The following is an 18924-nucleotide window of genomic DNA, read 5'->3' as shown; positions in this document are numbered from 1 at the left end:
GGGGTGGAGCAGCCCGGTAGCTCGTCAGGCTCATAACCTGAAGGTCACAGGTTCAAATCCTGTCCCCGCACCCAAGGGTCTTTCGTGAAACAGCCGCCTTCGGGCGGCTTTTTTCGTTTCTGGACACCCTCTCACTCGAGTTTCAGCTTCGCCGCGATGGCCGACCAGGGCGCGAGCTTGAAGTTCTGGTGCTCGGGCGGCGAGATGTTGCGGCCGTCCTGGGCGACGAAGGCGCCGGTCTCCAGGCCCGCGCCGAGCGAGGCGCTGGTCACATCCAGGCCGTCGGTCTCCGAGATGCCGTCGACGCCGTTGTCGCCATTGGCGGTCACCGCGAAGCTGCCGATATAGGCGTTGTCGCCCTCGCGGCGGAATATGGCGTAGCTGTTATTGCCCTGGCTGGAGACGACCAGATAGCCTTTGCCGCCGGCCTGGGCGTAGAGGCCGACGCCTTCCAGGTCGTCCTTCAAGGCCGGGTTGTCGGCCACCCTGATGACGGCTTTCCGGGTCTGGCCGGCCTTGGCGTCGGCGCCCAGCTTCCAGAGGGCGACGTCTTCCTCGGCGACGTAGAGCGCCCCGGTCTCGTCATCGGTAACGCAGCCTTCGGTCTGGGTGGCGAACTTGAGGTCGCGCACGGCCTGGGCGGCGACCTTACCGGCCGCGGTGGCGGTCAGCTTCCACTGGCGCACCAGGCCATCGGGATCACTGATGAAGACGAAGGTCCCGCCCCTGCGGTCGCGATACATGCACAGGCCATAGGGGTCCGAGAGGCCGGTGGCCTGGACGCCGTCGGCGACGCTGGTCAGTAGTCGGGTCTCGGGATCGATCGTGTAGAGCGCGATGGCCTTGTGGGTCCGGTCGCTGGCCGCGACCAGGGTCACTGTCTTGCCGCCCAGCTTGAAGCCGCCGCGCAGGTCGACATTGTTCATCTTGCCGTCGGCCAGATATTGCAGCCGCTTGCCCGACAGGTCGTAGACCAGCAGGCCGCCCTTCTTGTCGGTGGCGATGATCGCGCTTCGGGACGGATCGGTCGGGTGGACCCAGATCGCCGGATCGTCGGCGGCGTCGCCGTCGTGGCCGACCGGCTCGGTCTCCATGGTCGCCTGGACGAGCGCCGTCTTGCCGGGCTCAACCGCCGGCGCATCCTGGCCGAGCGACAGGTTCAGCGCCGAGGCGATGTCCCGCCACGACAGGATCTTGCTGTTGGCGCCGGCGTTGCGGTCGTCGGCGATCAGCAGCGCCCCGGCCGGCAGGTCCGGACCGACGGGCGCGCGGACGCCGAACAGGCCCGAAGGCCCCTCGATCGCCGCCGTCCCGTTCGCCTGGACCCTGAAGGCGCCGAGGAAGCGGTCGCCCGCGCTCCGGTCATAGACATTGTAATCGCCGGCGTCGGCATTGGCGGCGACCAGATAGTCAGCGCCCTTGCCGCCATTGATCACCGCCAGGCCGCCGACCTCGCCGGCGATGTGGCCCAGGCGATTGATGTCGACGATGACCGGAACCGGCTCGGCCTCGGGATCGGCGTCGTAGCGCCAGACGCCGACGGCCTTCTGGGCGACATAGAGCGCGCCGCTGGCGTCATCGGCGACGCAGTACTTGGCTTCCGACGACAGACGCAGGGTGCGGACGACGCGACCGTCGACCCTGCCGTCGGCGGTGGGGTAGAGCAGCCACTGATCAAGCTGCCCTTCGCGACCCATGGTGAACGCGTAGAGCGCGCCGTCGCGGACGCTGCGATGCAGGCAGAGGCCTTCGCCCGAATAGCCCAGCATCAGCGGACGCGCGTCGATCGCCGTGGTCTCGCCGCTGGCGTGATCGCGGCCGAACAGCCGCAGGCGGCCGGCCTGGCGGTCCAGCACGGCCAGCAGGGCGCGCGGGCCGCCGTCACGGGTGTCGACCGCATAGACCTCGCCGCCCGGGATGGCCGCGAGGCGCTGGCCGTCCAGGCCATAGAACTCGAGCCCGCCCAGCTTGGCCGAGGCGGCGATCACGCTGCGCGTCGGATCCTTCGGGTCGCGCAGCAGCGCCACGGCGTTGGCGCCGCCCTGGGCGGTTGGAGCCGTGGCGCCGATGACGCCGACGCCAGGAGAGTTCTGAGCCAGGGCCGGCGCCGCGGTCATCAGGGCCAGCAGGCTGGCGGTGAGTCTCAGACGGTTCATGGCTCGGGCCCCTCGTGCTCGGCGGCCTGTCCCCCGACCCCCGTTTCGTCCGCATACCGCGCGTCGATGACAGCCGCGTGAGACGGGGAGCAAGATTTCCGCCGATTTCGCTCACCAGAACCGCTTGGCCTCCCGAAGCGTCTTCAGCGCCTCGCGGGCCGCGTCCACGAGGTCGTCCTCGTCGTCGGCGAGGGCCACGCGCGCGACGGCGCGGGCCTGGTCCGCGTCGCCCTGAGTGGCCGTCTCGACCAGGGTCTCGCGGACGTTGCGATCGTTGAGCGCGCCCAGCGTGTCCTGCACCGCCCGCGCGGCCTCCAGGAATCGCTCGACCCGATGGGGATGGTCCGGGAACAACGGGGCGAGATCCTCGGCCGCGTAGCGCAGGGTCTTGCCCTTCAGCCGCAGGCGATGCCGCGCCTGGGCGTCGAGGTCGTCGAAGTGCTTGGCGCGGGTTCTGACCTGCTTGAAGCGATGATCCAGCACCCGCGCGGCGAAGGCGTCGGCGCGGCCGTCGCGCACCTCGGCCAGGTCCGGATCGCGCGTCCAGGCGCCGGTCTCGAGCCAGGCTGCGGCCTCTAGCAACACCTCGCGCGCCCGGGCGCTGGCCACCGCGGCCTCCATGCGCAGATAGGCGCTGGCGCGGGCGGCGTTCAGCGCCCGTTCGAAGTCGTCGCGACCGGCGAAGCCGGCGCGGCGACCGCCTTCGTCCCAGACGTCGCCGATGAAGACGTCGAGGTCGCGCGCCGTGTCGAACTCGGCCGCCAGCCAGTGCAGGCCTTCGTCGAGCCTCTGGGCGGCGGCGTCCTGAGCCAGCGGCTTGAAGATCTTCAGCAGCGCCCGCAGCCGGCGGGTGGCGACGCGGGCCTGGTGCACGCCCTCCGGCTCCGGCCGCTCGCGCAGCGATTCCAGCGCCGAACAGAGATGGGCCAGATCCGCGTGGCCCAAGGCCTGCAGCGTCTCGCCGACGGTGGCGTGGTGGTCCAGCGCCGCGGCCTGCCGACGGGGCAAGCCGCCCTCATCGCCGGCGGCCAGGCCGTAGCCGCGCTCGGCCTTGCTGACCAACGACAGCCGCAAGGGCGCGTGACGGGCGACCTCGCGCGCCAGGTCGAACAAGGCGCTGGCCGGGCCGCTCTTCAGCTCCAGCTCCAGCTCGCAGACCGCCGCGTGGCGTCCGCCGGCGAGGAGCTCGCCCTGGTCGAGGGCCGCCTCGATCACCGCGCCGCCCACCTCGACCAGCCGTACGGTGCGCTGGACGCGGGTGGTGAACACCGGCGTCAGGGTCTGACCGACCAGCATGGCCGCGGCCGGGGTGCGGGACAGGGCGTCGGGGTCGGGATCGGGGCCGGCGATCCTCTCTTCCCATTCGCCGCGCGAGAACACGCCGCCGGCCGAGGCCGATTTCAGGGTCTGCTTGCGGCCGCCCTCGCCATCGCGCACCCGCAGGCCGAAGCCCGCCTTGCGCAGCGCATGGCCGGGGGTGTCGAAATAGGTGGCGTCCAGCTGGCGCACCTCCCCCTCGCCCTTCAACTGGGCCAGAGCCTCCAGCGCCGCCTCGGGCGGGATCAGGAATTTCAGTTCGATCTCGCGATCCATGACCTGACCAACTCCCGCGCGGCCCTTCGGCTCCCCTAGCGCTATGCCGCCTCGCCGACGTCTTGCCAAGCGTCATGGAGCGGTCCAAACCTGCGCGCCATGAGTAAGATCAACGCTTCGCCCGTCTCCCCGCCGGCTCGCCACGACTGGACCCTCGCCGAGGTGGAGGCGCTGTTCGAACGGCCCTTCATGGAGCTGGTGTTCGACGCCGCGACCGTCCACCGCGCTCACTTCGATCCCTCCGAGATGCAGCTGTCGCAGCTGCTGTCGGTCAAGACCGGCGGCTGCGCCGAGAACTGCGGCTATTGCAGCCAGTCCGCCCACTTCAAGACCGGGCTCAAGGCCGAGAAGCTGATGGCCGCCGACGACGTGGTGGCCAAGGCCCGCGCCGCCCGCGACGGCGGCGCCCAGCGCTTCTGCATGGGCGCGGCCTGGCGCGAGCTGAAGGACCGCGACCTTCCCAAGCTGGCTGAGATGATCGGCGAGGTGAAGGCGCTCGGCCTGGAGACCTGCGCCACCCTGGGCATGCTGACCGCCGACCAGGCCAAGGCCCTGAAGGAAGCGGGCCTCGACTACTACAACCACAACCTCGACACCGGTCCGGACTACTACAAGGACGTCGTCACCACGCGGACCTATCAGGAGCGCCTCGACACCCTGGCCCATGTCCGCGACGCCGGCATGAGCACCTGCTGCGGCGGCATCGTCGGCATGGGCGAGCAGCGCCGCGACCGCGCCGGCCTGCTGCACCAGCTGGCCACCCTGCCGGCTCATCCCGACAGCCTGCCGATCAACGGTCTGGTGCCGGTGAGCGGCACGCCGCTCGGCGACAAGGTGCTCAGCGAGGGCAAGGCCATCGACGCCATCGAGTTCGTCCGCACCATCGCCGTCGCCCGCATCGTCTGTCCCAAGTCGATGGTCCGCCTGTCGGCCGGCCGCGAGGGCATGAGCCGCGAACTGCAGGCCCTGTGCTTCCTGGCCGGCGCCAACTCGATCTTCGTCGGCGGCAAGCTGCTGACCACGCCGCTGCCGGGCCAGGACGAGGACAGCCAGCTGTTCCAGGACCTGGACCTGCGGCCGATGGGCGGCGCGGTCCGCGTCGAGGCGCATCAGCACGACCACGAGATCGTCGCGGCCGAGTAGGGCGCTTCGGCACGGCTTCGCCGCTTCACGCGGCGGGCCGCTGAAGGGAATGAAAGGGACCGCGGAGCGTCCGGACTACGTCCGGAGGTTTGGGTAGAGGTTACCGTTTCGACGAAGCCAGAGCGCTCCGCGTGGTCCGTTATCCGGTGAGCCCTCGGGGCGCGGGGTCTTAACCCGCTCCCGACTTGAGGCCCCCGACGGGCGGGCCAGGGCGACGAGCCCCGGTCCCGGATGCACGGGCGATTTCAGCCCCTGCCTGCCGCGTCCGCCGAACCTTCGCCGCCAGGGCTTTGCCCCATGTTTCAGGGAACCCGCCGCTGGATCGGTCGCGAAGGCGAGTCTCCGAGAGGAGACCCGGCGAGCGCTTCCCGCTCGACCACCCCTGACAGCCGCCACGATCGCCGGCCGGACGTCCCTTTCGCGCTGTCAGGTGGAGTCAGTATGCGGGCGGTCTGAACGCGGATCATTCAGGGACGCGTAAAATCGACAAGCGGTTGATTTCGTTGGGCTCGATCGCGCGAACGCCGGTGACAGAGCGCCACCAATCCCCGCGAGGGCGCCTTACCGGAAACCCTCTCCCTCTGGGAGAGGGAGGGACCCGCGCCGCGCGCGGGAGGGTGAGGGGTTACAGTCTTTCCGGATAAGGTACGGACGAGACGCGCGGCGGAACGGCCTGGGCGTCACCGGCCACCGGTGAAAGCCCTCACCCTCCCACCGCTTCGCGGCGGGCCCCGCCTTCTCCCCACGGGAGAGGGTTTCCGGTGCGCGACCTGATCAGCCCTGCACGCTGCAGCCTCCAAGAGATCTAAGGATCGCACCCGACCAAGGTCGGCTTTCGACCCGTGCCTACTCAGCCTAAAGTCGTCGGATGCTAACCGTCGGCTTGCTCTTGCTGCTCACATTCGCCGCTATCGCATCGGCTACGCTATGGCCGGCTCTCTATGCGACGGCAATTCGCGAGCTCTTTAGGACTTGGCCTGCTGCCAAGGCCGCCTTTGTTGCTCGTGGCTCCTGGATTTCTTTTTCGCGGCGGTTTGGAAGAGCATACGCCCTGGGGGCATTCGTCCTTGCGTTCGCATGGATATTTATTGGCGCGCATATGGTTCCCGACACGGCAATTGGCGCATGGCTTCTCTTTGGCCCTACGTTCCTATTGGGCGCCGTGAGCATTGCGCTGGCAGCGCTCGTCGTATGCCGGTGGGTGGTGGACGAGTGAACTCGTGGCGAATGGTTGCGAGCCGCCCCACAGCCGTCCCCCGCCCCCCTACCGCTCCTCGTCGAACCGGTTCGCCACCAGTTCGCACAGCGCTTCCACCGCCGGCCCGGCCTCGGGGCCTTCCGCGCTGATGTCGATGGTGGAGCCGATGCCGGCGGCCAGCATCATCAGGCCCATGATGGACCGGGCGTCGACGGACGCGCCGTCGCGGCTGACGGTCACCTCGGCGTCGAAGCCGGACGCCGTCTTCACGAACTTGGCCGAGGCGCGGGCGTGCAGGCCGCGCTCATTGACGATCTCGACCGTTCTTGACGTCATTCCCTACTTTTCCCCCGCGAGCACGTAGGAGGCCACGGAGATGTACTTGCGTCCAGCCTCTTGGGCGTGGGCGACGCAGGCTTGCAGAGTCTCGCGCTGGCGCACGCTGGCCAGCTTGATCAGCATGGGCAGGTTCAGGCCGGCGATGACCTCGGCCTTGGTCTGCTCCATGACCGAGATGGCCAGGTTGCTGGGCGTGCCGCCGAACATGTCGGTCAGCAGGATGACGCCGTCGCCGTCGGTGTCGACCTCGGCGCAGGCCTTCAGAATGTCGGAACGGCGGCGTTCCATGTCGTCTTCGGGGCCGATGCAGATCGCCTTCACGGCGGCCTGCGGCCCGACCACATGCTCCATGGCGGAGATGAACTCTTCCGCCAGACGCCCGTGCGTCACGATCACGAGCCCGATCATGCCTTGTATCTCAACAGGGATCCCCATTCCCGTGGCGACCGGGAGAGCGTCGCGCGGGCGGCCTTGATACGCTCGTTAGGAGGCGACTCCAAGAGACTGCATCATGCGTCTTATTTTCGCCGGGGCGGCGGGTTCTCGCGGCCACAGGTCGAAAACGGGAACGGAAACGCCCGTGATCGTCTCGGTGCGGGGATCGGGTAGGCGCTCGACGGCGGCGGGATCGGCGACGCAACGGATGACCAGCGCCACTTCGCAGAAGGGCAGGGCGCCGGCGTCGAGCACGCCCAGGCCCCGCACCTCGATCAGGCCCGCCAGGGTTTCCGGCGCCTTGCCGTAGAGGCGCCCGTCGGCGGTGAACACCACGACCCGGTCGTCGGCGACCAGCCGGAAGCCGGCGTCGAGGGCGCGCAAGGCCAGGTCGCTCTTGCCGGCGCCCGACGGGCCCTCGATCAGGGCGCCCCGCCACAGGCCGTCCTGGCGCCGGGCGATCAGGCCGGCGTGACGGATCTCGGACGGCGCGCCCGGCGGGGTCTCTGGCCGAATCACTCCCGGACTTCCGGCAGCTCGACCACGAAGCGGGCGCCGATCACGGCCCCGGCCTCGTCCTTGCGGTTCTCGGCGTGAATCTGGCCGCCGTGCGCCTCGACGATCTGGCGGGCGATCGACAGGCCCAGGCCCGAATTGCCGCCGAACGCCCGGCCCTTGGGGCGCGAGGTGTAGAAGCGCTCGAAGATGGTCTCCAGATTGTCGGGCGGCATGCCCGGACCGTCGTCGTCGACGATCACGGCCACGGTCGACTTGCCGCGCGGCCGGATCAGGGAGATCCGCACCTCGCCGTCGTCCGGGCTGAACGAGCGGGCGTTGTCGATCAGGTTGCGGAACACCTGGCCGATCGGCGTCTCGCGGGCCAGCACCAGGGTCGGGCGGGAGATATCGGCCGCGAACCGCACCCGCACGCTGCCCGGCGCCGGGCCGGGCCGCAGCTGGGTCTCGTACAGGCTGGCGACCTCGGCCAGCAGCTTGGACAGGTCGATCGCCTTGGGATGCTCGCGCGACAGCTCCGCGTCCAGGCGCGAGGCGTTGGAGATGTCGGTGACCAGGCGGTCCAGGCGGTTGACGTCGTTCTGCAGGATGGCCAGCAGCCGGGCCCGGGCGGCGGGGTCGGTGACCAGGTCCAGGGTCTCGATGGCCGAGCGGATCGAGGTCAGGGGGTTCTTGATCTCGTGGGCCACGTCGGCGGCGAAGCGCTCGATGGCGTCCATGCGTTCGGACAGCGAGTGGGTCATGTCCTCCAGCGAGCGCGACAGGTCGCCCAGCTCGTCGCGGCGCTCGGACAGGTCGGGCAGGGAGATGGCGCGCGCGCCTTGCAGGCGCACATGGTCGGCGGCCCGGGCCAGGCGCAGCACCGGCACGGCGATCAGGCGGTGCAGCATCACGCTGGACATCACGATCGCGACCATGGCCACGATGATGAACGGCAGCAGGGCCTTGCGCTCGGCCGAGATGATCTCGTCGACGTCGCCGGCCTCCAGGGTCAGGACCCCCAGCACCGCGCGGACATGCTGGATCGGGATCGACACCGACACCACCCGCTCGCCGTCCTCGGCCACGCGGGTTCCGGCCACCGGCCGGCCCTTCATGGCCTGGGTGATCTCGTTGGCCAGCGCCTTGCGGGCCTTCTCCGCGCGGGCCTGGGCGGCGGGGGTCAGGTGCGGCGGCGCGTCCTTGTCTCCCGGCTTGCGAGCGGGCGGCAGCACCTTCCAGTCGACGCGGTCGGCGACCACGAACGAGTCGGCCAGCGTCTTGCCGTGGGCGTCGAACAGCCGGGCCCGCTGGTTGCGCGGGATGAACAGCACCTGCAGCAGCTGGCTGGCGACATAGGGGTCGAGCGCCGGCTCGGGTTCGCCGACCGTGGCGGTCTGGTCGATGACGTTGGCGATCAGCTCGCCCTGGGTGGTCAGGCTGTCGATGCGGGCGGCGATCAGGCCGCTGCGCAGTTCGTTCAGCACCAGGGCCCCGACGACCACGATCGCCAGGGCCAGCACGTTCAGGACGATGATCAGCCGGCCGAGCCTGGACCCGCGCGGCCAGACGAAGCGTCGCCTGGCCTTGGGGGCCTCGAGGCTCTCGGCCTCAGGACTCGCGGTAACGGTAGCCAACGCCGTACAGGGTCTCGATGGAGTCGAACTCGGGATCGACCTGACGGAACTTCTTGCGCATGCGCTTGATGTGGCTGTCGATCGTGCGGTCGTCGACATAGACCTGATCGTCGTAGGCGGCGTCCATCAGGTTGTCGCGGCTCTTCACGAAGCCCGGACGCTGGGCCAGGGCCTGCAGCAGCAGGAACTCGGTGACGGTCAGGCGCACGGGGCGACCGTCCCACAGGCTGTCGTGGCGGGCCGGGTCGAGGGTCAGCTTGCCGCGCTTCATGACCTTGGAGCCCGCCGCCGCGGCGGCCGAGCCGGCCATCGGCGCCAGGTCCTCGTCGTCCGGACGCGCGCGGCGCAGGACGGCCTTGACCCGCTCCAGCAGCAGGCGCTGGCTGAACGGCTTGTGCATGTAGTCGTCGGCGCCGAGGTTGAAGCCGAGGATCTCGTCGATCTCGTCGTCCTTCGAGGTCAGCATGATCACCGGGATCTCGGACGTCTGGCGCAGGCGCCGCAGCACCTCCATGCCGTCCATGCGCGGCATCTTGACGTCGAGAATGACAAGATCGGGCGGGCTGGCCTCGACGGCCTCGAGACCCGAGGCTCCGTCGTAATAGGCCTTCACCGCGTGACCGTGGCTTTCCAGGGCCAGCGAGACCGAGGCGACGATGTTCTCGTCGTCGTCAATGAGCGTAATGGCGGCCATCTGGTCGTTCTTGTCCTTAGCCTTATCTTGCGTCGGCCGATCCTATCGGTCGAACGTCCTGGCTTCAACGCGCGGCGCGGTAAAGCTTTCCCTGCTTCTTCCTGGCCTTTGCGGCTCCAGAAAGGCGCGATTGCGGCGCTGGCGGCCGTCCGGCGCGGGTTCCCTCAACCTCACCTTAAGGTCTGAAAGCCCATAGTGAGGCCTCCTGAAGCGGGGCGGGCATGAGCCAAGTCCATTACGAGTTGTTTGTCCGGCGGAAAGTCGGGGCCCAGTGGACGCTGGAGATCGCTTCGGAGAACCGTGCGCACGCGCTGCAGGTCGCCGAGGACGTGCTCGTCCAGAACCGCGCCGTCGCCGTGCGCGTCAGCAAGGAAACGCTCGACGAGGCCACCGGCGAATACAAGTCGATCGCCATCTTCACCAAGGGGCTGGTCGACGGCGGCAAGCCCAAGAAGGAGGTCGAGGACCGCGACCCCCTCTGCGTGCAGCCCGCAGACCTCTACACCTCCCACGCCCGCGACCGCATCGGCCGCCTGCTGGAAGGCTTCCTGGCCCGGCACAAGGCCACCCCGTTCGAACTGCTGCACCGTCCCGATCTCGTCGAGAAGCTCGAGGCGTCCGGCACCGACCTGCAGCACGCGCTGCAGAAGATCGCCATTCCGGAAGCCGAGGCGCGCGGCCAGTCCGTACACGAGGTCATCCGCCACTTCCAGGGCCTGGTCGAGCGCACCGTCGCCAACCTGATGAAGGCCTTCAAGAAGGGGGCCTTGCCGGACCTCGACAAGGAAGGCTTCGCCAGGGCCGCCGAGCGCCTGGTCGCCGACCCGGACCGCGCCTTCCTGCTGGGGGCCGGCGTCGCCGCCTCGATCGCTCCGGCCGTCAGCTGGTCGGCCAAGATCGCCCGCCTGCTGGATCTGGCCGACGCCGCCCCGGAGGAGCCGCGCGCCCGCTTCGCGGCCCTGCAGGCCATCGAGCAGCCGCTGGCCGAGATCATCGGTTCGCGCGCCGGCATGGCCGACCTGCTGGACACCACCAACGAGGATCTGGGCGTCACCCTGGCGGCCATGACCCGGCTGACCGGCGGCGTCGCCGTCGAGGCCCTGATCAAGATAGAAGCCAGCGTCCGCGGCTGCATGCCGGAGCTGTCGGGCACGGCCCGGCGCCTGGGCGAATGGCTGGCCGGCGACAACTTCCCCTCGGTGCGGAAGGCCATCGCCGAACGCGTGCTGACCGAGCTGAACGGCGTTCGCCGCCTCAAGCCCACGGACGCCGAGGCCGAGATCGAATATCTGCGCGCCCTGGCCATGAGCCTGACGGCCGCCGCCGGCCGTATCCTCCAGGCCGAGGACATCCAGAACGCCTTCACGACCCGCTCCAAGACCCTGTTGAACGGCGACTTCATCGAGGCGCTGCTGGGTCGAGACCGTTCGGCCTATGAAGAGATCAAGATGCTGATCCGCCTGGCCGAGAACGTCATGGGCGCGGTCAACAAGCGCAACGCCGCCCGCTGGCTGAACGCCAATATCAGCGCCATGCGCTTCGAGAAGGAACTGCGCGCGGGGCCGGACTCGCCGGTCGCCAAGCTCGGCAACCTGGCCGGCCTCCAGCGCCAGCTGGTCCGCTCGGGCCTGGTGCGCGAGGACTTCGAGCCGCTGTGCGTCAAGCTGGGCGAGATCGGCGCGCTGATCGAGGCCGACTCGCGTCTGCTGACCATGCTGGTCCGCGCCCCCGCGCCGCTGCCGCACCGCCTGCAGCTGCTGGCCAAGCTGGCCCTCGGCGAGGCCGGTCCCACCGGCCCGGTCGCCGACAAGGCCCGGGTCGAGGCTCTGAAACTGGCCCGCGATCCGACCTCGCGCGAACAGCTCCAGGGCTCGCCGCAAACCATGGACCTGCTCAAGACCCTGCTGGGGCAGGCGGCTTAGGGGGCGCTTGCCACCGGAGGACGTTCAGGCCGCCACCGGAGCTATCCGCCTCACCGCAGCACCGCGTCCGCGCTCACCAGCCGCACGTCGTGCATCTGGTTCAGATAGGCCTCGTAGTAACCCTTGTGCGACGCGCCGACGATGGCGAGCATCCGCATGCCCGGGTGCTGGCCCAGTACGTCGCGGATATTGCCGACCATGCGCAGGTTGCGGGTCTCCCAGTAGCCGAGATACCGCCGGCCGAAGCCCTGGGGCGAGGGCTCGACGAACGCCGCGCCGAAGTCGCCCCTGAAGGCCATCAGCTGGGCGTTGGCGCTGTTGTAGGCCCGGTAGAGGTTCAGCACGCCGTCCGGCTTGTCGAGGGCGGCCTCCAGGCGCTGGCTTTCGGCCCGGCGGGCGTGGCTGACAGGGTTGTCCCAGGCCGACCGGATCGCGGTCTCGAAGGCCTTGGATTCGGCCGGGTCGGGACTGTCGGGCGTGTCGGCCGAGTGGTCGTCGACGCTCCACACGCGCTCATGGCCCAGGCGCGCGGCCACCACCGCGGCGATCAGGGTGGACTCGTTACGGCGGACCTTGAAGGAGTCCAGATAGGCGGCCAGCTCGTCGTTCAGGCCGTCGCCGGCCCGGCGCTCGGCCTGCGGCAACCGCAGCCACTGCACCAGGGCCGAATTACGCTCGCCCGCCGCCATGAACACCGCCGCCAGGCGCCGGCGCTGAGCCGCAGTGGGCTGGGCCGGCCAGGCGGCCAGCAGGCGCTCGGCCTCGGCGTTGGCGGCGGGCGCGTCGAGGCCGACGGCCTGGCCCGCCTTGGTCGGATCGTAGCAATAGCTCTTCACCGTCTCGGCGTAGCGGGCGGGGTAGCGGCGCAGGGCGTCGCACTGCAGGCCCGACAGATCCTCGGTGGCGATGCCGGTCGGCTTCCAGGCCGTCAGGCGGTCCACCAGCGGCGCCAACAGCGCCATGTCGAAGGTCTTGGGCAGGCCCGACAGGTGCGCCGTGCCCAGCACCAGCACCTCGTTGGCCTTGCCGGCGGGCGGGCCCTTCAGCGTTTCGGGATGGAAGGTGGGCCGGTAGTCTCGCGCCCGGGTCTGGGCTTGCGGCTGGGCTTGCGCCTGGGCGGCGCCGGCGAGGATCGCCAGCGCCCCAACGCCGGCGACGAGAACACGAACGGTGCGAAACATGGAGGCCCCTCGGATAGCTGCTCAAGCTTAGAGGCCCGGAGGAGGGTGAACGGAGGCGCCTGTCTTTTATTTAATGATCTTGCCTCTTCCCCGACGGCGCCGCGTAGGCTGGCTTCACGCGGTCGATCGGACCGCCTCGCCTCCGGTCATCCTGGGAGATCGCCATGGTCGTGTTCACCGTTCTCTATCCCGCCGCGCCCGGCGCGAGGTTCGATCAGGCCTATTACGACGCCACCCACATCCCGCTGGTCCGCGAGGCCTTCACGCCCACGGGCCTGACCGACGTACAGGTGCTCAAGGGCCTGCCCGGCCCGGACGGCTCGCCCGCGCCGTTCGTGGTCATCGTCAACATCACCTTCCGCGACGCCGCGGCCCTGCAGGCCTCGCTAGGCGGTCCAAGGGCGCCCGAGGTGCTGGGCGACGTTGCCAAGTTCACCGACATCACGCCGGTCACGCAGGTGAGCGTGGCAGGTTAGCCCAGGATTCCCGCCAGCGCGTCGACCACCCGCTCCACATCGCCGTCGGCCATGGTCGGATAGAGCGGCAGGGTCAGGCAGCGGGCGTACCAGGCGTCGGCCCCGGGCAGGTCGGCCAGACCCTGGCGGTTCACATAGTAGGGCTGGCGGTGCACCGGGATGTAGTGGACCTGCGTGCCGATGCCGCCGGCCTTCAGGCTGTCGACCACGGTGCGGCGTGACAGGCCCTCGGCCTCGAAGTCGATCAATACGGTCAGCAGGTGCAGGGCCGGGTTCGAATGGGCCGGGCTCGCGGCCAGACGCACGCGCGGGGCGCGTTCGGCCAGCCGCTTGGCGTAGAGCGCGGTCAGTTCGCGCCGGCGGGCGACGAAGCGATCCAGCTTGTTCAGCTGCGACAGGCCAAGCGCGCACAGCACGTCCGGGATGCGGTAGTTGAAGCCCAGCTCCGGCATTTCGTACCACCAGGGATCGCCGCCGGGCTCGCGGACCATGCCGTGCGAGCGCAGCAGCCGGACCTTGGCCGCCAGGGCCGCGTCGTTGGTGGTCAGCATGCCGCCCTCGCCGGTGGCGAGCGTCTTGACCGGATGGAACGAGAAGCTGGCGAAGCTGGAAAAGGCGCAGTCGCCGACCGGGTGGGCGGTTCCGTCGAAGGTTCCGACCGAACCCAGGGCGTGGGGCGCGTCCTCGACCAACACCGCGCCGGCGGCCGAGGCCATGGCCTTCAGGGCCGGCAGGTCGCAGACGTCGCCGCGCAGATGGACGGGCAGCACGGCCTTGATCCGTTTGCCGGGCGCGCTGTTCAGGGCCCCTCCACTCAGGGCTTTGGCCAGGGTGTCCGGAGTCATCAGGCCGCTGTCGGGATCGACATCGGCGAACACCACCTCGGCCCCGACGTAGCGGGCGCAGTTGGCGGTGGCCAGGAAGGTGATCGACGGCGCCACGCAGACATCGCCCTCGCCGACGCCCAAGGCCATCATCGCCAGATGCAGGGTGGCCGTGCCGTTGGAGACGGCGATCGCGTGCTTGGCCCCGACCTTTTTCGCGAAGGCGGTCTCGAAGGCCTCGACCGTCGGCCCGGTGGTCAGGAAGTCGCCACGGAGGGCCTGCGCGACGGCCGCGACGTCGTCGTCCTCGATCGTCTGCCGGCCGTAGGGGAGGAAGCCGCTCATCGCGCGGCCTTCTCCTCCAGCATGTCCAGCAGACCCTGGGGCGTCAGCCAGTCCTGGTTGTTGTCGCTGCTGTATGAGAACTCCTCGGCCACGCGCCGGGCGCCGTCGGCTTCCGAATAGGGTGTGCGGCCGAACTCGGCGAAGTTGGGCTCGATGGCGTAGCGATCCTCGAACTCGACGGTGGCGCGGGCGTCGTCGGCGCTGATCATGATCTCGTGCAGCTTTTCGCCGGGACGGATGCCGACCACCTTCATGCCGGCGTCCGGCGACATGGCCTTGACCAGGTCCGGCATGGCCATGGAGGGAATCTTCGGCACGAAGATCTCGCCGCCGCGCATCATGGTCAGGGACGACAGCACGAAGTCGACGCCCTCGTTCAGGGTGATCCAGAAGCGGGTCATGCGCGGGTCGGTGACCGGCAGTTCGGTCGCGCCCTGGCTCAGCAGGCGGCGATACAGCGGCACGACGCTGCCGCGCGAGCCGACCACGTTGCCGTAGCGAACCACCGCGAAGCGGGTGCCGATATCGCCCGACAGGTTGTTGGCGGCCACGAAGGTCTTGTCCGAGGCCAGCTTGGTCGCGCCATAGAGGTTGGTCGGGTTGCAGGCCTTGTCGGTCGACAGGGCCACGACCTGTTTGACGGCGTTGTTCAGGCTGGCCCAGACCACGTTCTCGGCGCCCATGATGTTGGTGTGGATGCACTCGGACGGATTGTATTCGGCCGCCGGCACCTGCTTCAGGGCCGCGGCGTGGATGACGATGTCGACGCCGCGCAGGGCCAGGGTCAGGCGCTCGCGATCACGGACGTCGCCGAGGAAGAAGCGCAGCTTGCCGTAGGTGGCCTCGTCGAACTGCTCGCGCATTTCGAGCTGCATGTCGCTCTGCTTCAATTCGTCGCGGGAATAGATGATCACCTTCCGCGGCGCGTAGCGGCGCAGGACGGTCTCGATGAAGCGCCGGCCGAACGAGCCGGTGCCGCCGGTGACCAGGATCACCTTGCCGTCCAGATCGAGGGATTTGGGGGAAAAACGGCCCAAGGACTGCCTCCTGCGACGTTCGTCCGCCCTAGAGGCGCCCAGAGCGGGCGTGGCGACGAATCGTGGTTAACGCCCCTGTGTGCGCTCGCAGGCGTAAAGAGGACGTCAACCCCGGTGCGGTAGCAAGGCGACATGCGCCGAAACCGCCTCCTCCCGATCGCCCTGATCGCCGCCCTCGCCGGCGGCTCCCTGGCCGCGCCGACGGTCGCCTTGGCCAACGCTGGCAAGGAAGAGAAGAAGGCGCCACCGACCTATTTCGCGCTGGACCCGATCAACGCGGTGGTCCTGCGCCGCGACGGCCGCCGGGGCGTGATGACCGTCGAGACCGGCATCGAGGCCAAGGATCCGAAGCTGATGGAGCGCGCCCAGGCCTCGACGCCGCGCCTGCGGGCGGCCTTCGCCCAGGTGCTGATGGTCTATGCCGCCGGCCTGCGCGGCGGCGCGCCGCCGGACCTCGACTATGTGGCGCGCGAGCTTCAGAAGGCCTGCGACCGTATCGTGGGCAAGCCCGGCGCCAAGGTCCTGCTCGGTTCGACCCTGCTCAGCTAGCCTTTGGTCTTTCTGCGCGCGCGGAAGAACCCCCGCAGCAGCTCGGCGCTCTCCTCGGCCAGCACGCCGCCGGTCACCTCCGGCCGCCAGTGGCAGGTAGGTTGAGCGAAGAACTTCGGGCCATGGACCACGGCGCCGCCCTTGGGATCCTCGGCCCCGAACACCACCCGGCCGATCCGCGCGTGGCTGATCGCGCCGGCGCACATGGCGCAGGGCTCGAGGGTGACGACCAGGGTCAGGTCGGTCAGGCGGTAGTTCTCGAGCTTCGCCGCCGCCGCGCGCATCGCCGCGATCTCGGCGTGGGCCGTGGGGTCGTGGGCGGCGATCGGGCCGTTGCCGGCCGTGGCGATGACCTCGCCGGTCCTCGGATCCAGGATCACCGCACCGACGGGGGTCTCGCCGGCCTCGGCCGCCGCGCGGGCGGCGTCCAGCGCCAGCCGCATCATGGCGTGGTCTTGATCGTCGGGAAGATCGGTGTGCATTAGCTAGAAAAAGCCCATCGAGAGATGCGCCCAGCCCGAGAAGGACGCCGAAAATGACCAAGCCACACGATCCCCTGTACGAGCCTGAACTCGACGGTCAAGACGGCGAGCTCGACGGCGGTCCTGGCGAACGCGTCGCCAAGGCCCTGGCGCGGGCCGGCGTGGCCTCGCGGCGCGAGGTCGAGCGGCTGATCGAGGCGGGTCGCGTGGCGATCAACGGCAAGGTGCTGACCACGCCGGCGATCAAGGTCCAGCCCGGCGACTTCCTGACCGTCGACGGCCAGCTGGTGGCCGAGCGCGAGCCGACGCGGATCTTCCGCTACCACAAGCCCACCGGCCTGATGACCACCCACAACGACCCCAAGGGCCGGCCGACGGTGTTCCAGTCGCTGCCCAAGGAGCTGCCGCGCCTGATCTCGGTCGGACGCCTGGACCTGAACTCCGAAGGCCTGCTGCTGCTGACCAATGACGGCGAGCTGTCGCGCGCCCTGGAGACGCCCAGCAACGCCTGGGTCCGCCGCTACCGCGCCCGCGCCTTCGGCGACACCACCCAGGCCAAGCTTGATGCGCTGAAGGACGGCATTACCGTCGAGGGCGTCAAGTACGGCTCGATCGAAGCCAAGATCGACAAGGCCCACGACAAGGCCGGCGGCGGCAAGAACATCTGGATCACGGTCAGCCTGTCGGAAGGCAAGAACCGCGAGGTCCGCAAGGTGCTGGAAGCCCTGGGCCTGAAGGTCAATCGCCTGATCCGCATGTCCTACGGCCCGTTCGCCCTGGGCCCGCTGGAAGCCGGCCAGATCGAGGAGGTCGGCCCCCGGGTGATCCGCGAGCTGATGGAAGGCATTGTCTCCGAGGAGAACATGCCGACGGGCGATCGTCCGAAGTTCAACGGCATCGCCGCCGCCGTGAAGGCGCCCGGCACGCCGGGCGGCGGCGATCTCCAGCGCCGGGGCGTTCCGCGCGCCGACCGGGCGGTGGTCCTCGATACGCCGCAGAAGTCCGAGAAGCCGGTTTACAAAGCCGGCTGGGCCAAGCCGAAGAAGAAGGTCTCGCCCCACGCCCCGGCCAAGGGCGCCAGCAAGGGCATCGCCGCGCCCAAGGCCAAGCGCGCCCCCAAGTCGATGGAGAGCAAGTTCATCGACATCGGCAAGCCCGCCGCGCGCGGCAAGCCGGCGGCCAAGCCCACGGTCAAGCCCGTGGACGGCGCGTCGCGTCGCGTGTCGGAGAAGCCGGGCAGGGCGGCGCCGCGTCCGGGGGCGGCCAAGCCCTCGCGCGGTGGTCCGCCTAAGCGCTGAGGAGCCGAGACCCTCGTCCTTCGACAAGCTCAGGATGAGGGTCTCTAGACCGACGTCAGCATTCGTCCTCGCCCTGAGCTTGTCGAAGGGCGGGGACGCGGTTCGGCGCTAAGCCGCCGCTGGGCTCGAGCCGCTGGTCCAGCGGCGCAGGGCCGGCCAGCGCACCGACAGCTCGGCCACGCCGATGAAGCCGGCCAGCACCACCAGGGCGCTGGCGATCAGGCCGGCCTTAAACTCGTGCGGCGAGTCCGGACGGGTGGTCATCGGCCGGATCAGCAGCAGGATCACGGCGTTGTTGGCCGCGTGGGCTCCGATGCCCAGCTCGATGCCGCCCAGGCGCAGCGCCATCCAGGTCAGGCCCGCGCCCATGGCCGCGCGGACCAGGAAGGCGTCGATGTTCGGGTCGAAGTGGATGGCCGCGAACAGCAGGCCGTTCAGCGCCATCAGCACGATCGGGTCGCGGACATAGGCCGCGCTCTGCTTCAGCAGCCAGCCGCGGAACACCAGCTCCTCGGCGGCCGAGGCCAGGATCAGCAGGGCGATGGCCATGGTCGCGTAGAGCGTGCGGCCCACGAGGTTCGGCGAGACCTTCCACAGCGGCGGATCCAGCGACTCGCCCAGGGCGGCGGCGACGCCGGTGACGGCGATCATCACCCCGCCGACCAGGACGAGCCCGCCCAGCAGCAGGCGCCAGCGCACGGGCTGGCCGCGATTGATGTAGTCGGTGATGCGGCGGTGGTGGATGGCCCCGGCCGCGAACACGAAGCCGACCGCCGCGCCCAGGTTCACGCCGGCCAGCACGGCCAGGAAGAACAGCGACTGCCGCGCCGTCGGCTCGGTCAGGTTCGGATCGGAAAAGACGCTGAACAGGTCGCCGGCGGCCGGCGCGCCGTCCAGGCCGCTGACCACCAGCAGGCTGATCAGGGTGGCGCTGGTCGCGCCCAGCAGGCCCGCCACGGCGCCGGCCAGCATGCCGACCGGCACGGCGAAGACCGTCCGCCACGGGTCGCGGTCATAGGGCGACAGGTCGGCCAGAAAGCGCGAACGCTTCACCGCCTCCATCAGCTCGCCCATGCGCATCGTCCGCTCGCCTCTCGCCACGCGTTGCTGGCTTCCGGGC

The 18924-nt window shown here is 69.7% G+C and carries 17 protein-coding genes; 5 read left to right on the top strand and 12 right to left on the bottom strand.

The features are described from left to right. Positions 1-131: 131 nt before the first annotated feature. Complete coding sequence (locus tag AC1RJ9_RS14320; protein WP_492837566.1) at positions 132-2156, bottom strand: phytase; 2025 nt, start codon at positions 2154-2156, stop codon at positions 132-134. A 111-nt stretch (positions 2157-2267) separates the two neighbouring features. Beyond that, a complete protein-coding gene (locus tag AC1RJ9_RS14315; protein ID WP_492837565.1) occupies positions 2268-3749 on the bottom strand; it encodes a CYTH and CHAD domain-containing protein in 1482 nt (493 codons plus the stop codon). A 99-nt stretch (positions 3750-3848) separates the two neighbouring features. On the opposite strand from AC1RJ9_RS14315, the gene bioB reads away from it, so the two are divergent. Next, positions 3849-4892: a biotin synthase BioB gene (gene bioB, locus AC1RJ9_RS14310; protein WP_492837564.1), complete on the top strand. Its 1044-nt coding sequence runs from the start codon at positions 3849-3851 to the stop codon at positions 4890-4892. A gap of 1264 nt (positions 4893-6156) precedes the next feature. Here the strand turns inward: bioB and AC1RJ9_RS14305 are convergent. The 5 genes from AC1RJ9_RS14305 to chvI form a co-directional block, all read right to left on the bottom strand. Further along, positions 6157-6426, bottom strand: coding sequence for an HPr family phosphocarrier protein (locus AC1RJ9_RS14305; RefSeq protein ID WP_492837563.1), 270 nt, complete (start codon positions 6424-6426; stop codon positions 6157-6159). Between the two features lie 3 nt (positions 6427-6429). Next, positions 6430-6837 carry a PTS sugar transporter subunit IIA gene (locus AC1RJ9_RS14300; protein ID WP_125154933.1) on the bottom strand — a complete coding sequence of 136 codons (408 nt, stop codon included), beginning with the start codon at positions 6835-6837 and terminating at the stop codon, positions 6430-6432. Between the two features lie 75 nt (positions 6838-6912). Beyond that, complete coding sequence (locus AC1RJ9_RS14295) at positions 6913-7344, bottom strand: HPr kinase/phosphorylase (protein ID WP_492837586.1); 432 nt, start codon at positions 7342-7344, stop codon at positions 6913-6915. Positions 7345-7379: 35 nt separating this feature from the next. Then, on the bottom strand, positions 7380-8996 hold the full coding sequence (gene chvG / locus AC1RJ9_RS14290) for a two-component sensor histidine kinase ChvG (RefSeq protein WP_492837562.1): 1617 nt from the start codon (positions 8994-8996) through the stop codon (positions 7380-7382). Continuing rightward, positions 8971-9690 (bottom strand): two-component response regulator ChvI, encoded by a 720-nt coding sequence (gene chvI / locus AC1RJ9_RS14285; protein ID WP_047412158.1) that lies wholly within the window; start codon positions 9688-9690, stop codon positions 8971-8973. Before chvI ends, chvG begins: the two co-directional genes overlap by 26 nt. A gap of 221 nt (positions 9691-9911) precedes the next feature. Here chvI and AC1RJ9_RS14280 point away from each other — a divergent pair, with 221 nt between their 5' ends. Beyond that, positions 9912-11612, top strand: a complete 1701-nt coding sequence (locus AC1RJ9_RS14280) for a hypothetical protein (RefSeq protein ID WP_492837561.1) — start codon at positions 9912-9914, stop codon at positions 11610-11612. Positions 11613-11662: 50 nt separating this feature from the next. Here the strand turns inward: AC1RJ9_RS14280 and AC1RJ9_RS14275 are convergent, their stop codons facing one another. Next, the gene (locus AC1RJ9_RS14275) at positions 11663-12793 is read right to left on the bottom strand and encodes a DUF5694 domain-containing protein (RefSeq protein ID WP_492837560.1); all 1131 of its coding nucleotides are present in this window, start codon (positions 12791-12793) and stop codon (positions 11663-11665) included. A 164-nt stretch (positions 12794-12957) separates the two neighbouring features. On the opposite strand from AC1RJ9_RS14275, the gene AC1RJ9_RS14270 reads away from it, so the two are divergent. Beyond that, positions 12958-13269, top strand: coding sequence for an EthD family reductase (locus tag AC1RJ9_RS14270; protein ID WP_492837559.1), 312 nt, complete (start codon positions 12958-12960; stop codon positions 13267-13269). Here AC1RJ9_RS14270 and pseC read toward each other — a convergent pair. Together pseC and pseB are read right to left on the bottom strand one after the other, a co-directional pair. Next, a complete protein-coding gene (pseC, locus tag AC1RJ9_RS14265; RefSeq protein WP_492837558.1) occupies positions 13266-14438 on the bottom strand; it encodes a UDP-4-amino-4,6-dideoxy-N-acetyl-beta-L-altrosamine transaminase in 1173 nt (390 codons plus the stop codon). The two genes, AC1RJ9_RS14270 and pseC, sit on opposite strands and share 4 nt — an antisense overlap. Next, complete coding sequence (gene pseB, locus AC1RJ9_RS14260; protein ID WP_492837557.1) at positions 14435-15475, bottom strand: UDP-N-acetylglucosamine 4,6-dehydratase (inverting); 1041 nt, start codon at positions 15473-15475, stop codon at positions 14435-14437. Before pseB ends, pseC begins: the two co-directional genes overlap by 4 nt. A 132-nt stretch (positions 15476-15607) precedes the next feature. Between pseB and AC1RJ9_RS14255 the strand changes: the two genes are divergently transcribed. Beyond that, positions 15608-16024, top strand: a complete 417-nt coding sequence (locus AC1RJ9_RS14255; protein WP_492837556.1) for a hypothetical protein — start codon at positions 15608-15610, stop codon at positions 16022-16024. On the opposite strand, the gene tadA is transcribed toward AC1RJ9_RS14255, so the two are convergent. Continuing rightward, positions 16021-16506: a tRNA adenosine(34) deaminase TadA gene (tadA, locus tag AC1RJ9_RS14250; protein ID WP_492837555.1), complete on the bottom strand. Its 486-nt coding sequence runs from the start codon at positions 16504-16506 to the stop codon at positions 16021-16023. The two genes, AC1RJ9_RS14255 and tadA, sit on opposite strands and share 4 nt — an antisense overlap. Before the next feature lie 53 nt (positions 16507-16559). On the opposite strand from tadA, the gene AC1RJ9_RS14245 reads away from it, so the two are divergent. After that, positions 16560-17804 carry a pseudouridine synthase gene (locus tag AC1RJ9_RS14245; protein WP_492837553.1) on the top strand — a complete coding sequence of 415 codons (1245 nt, stop codon included), beginning with the start codon at positions 16560-16562 and terminating at the stop codon, positions 17802-17804. Between the two features lie 108 nt (positions 17805-17912). Here AC1RJ9_RS14245 and AC1RJ9_RS14240 read toward each other — a convergent pair whose 3' ends face one another. Continuing rightward, entirely contained in the window at positions 17913-18884 is a 972-nt protein-coding gene (locus AC1RJ9_RS14240; protein WP_492837552.1) for a CPBP family intramembrane glutamic endopeptidase, read from the bottom strand. Between the last annotated feature and the right edge of the window lie 40 nt (positions 18885-18924).

The sequence above is a fragment of the Caulobacter sp. GW822-FHT07D08 genome (assembly GCF_058798735.1).
Note: the sequence above shows the minus strand (reverse complement) of the source record. Positions and strands in the feature narration are given on the sequence as shown.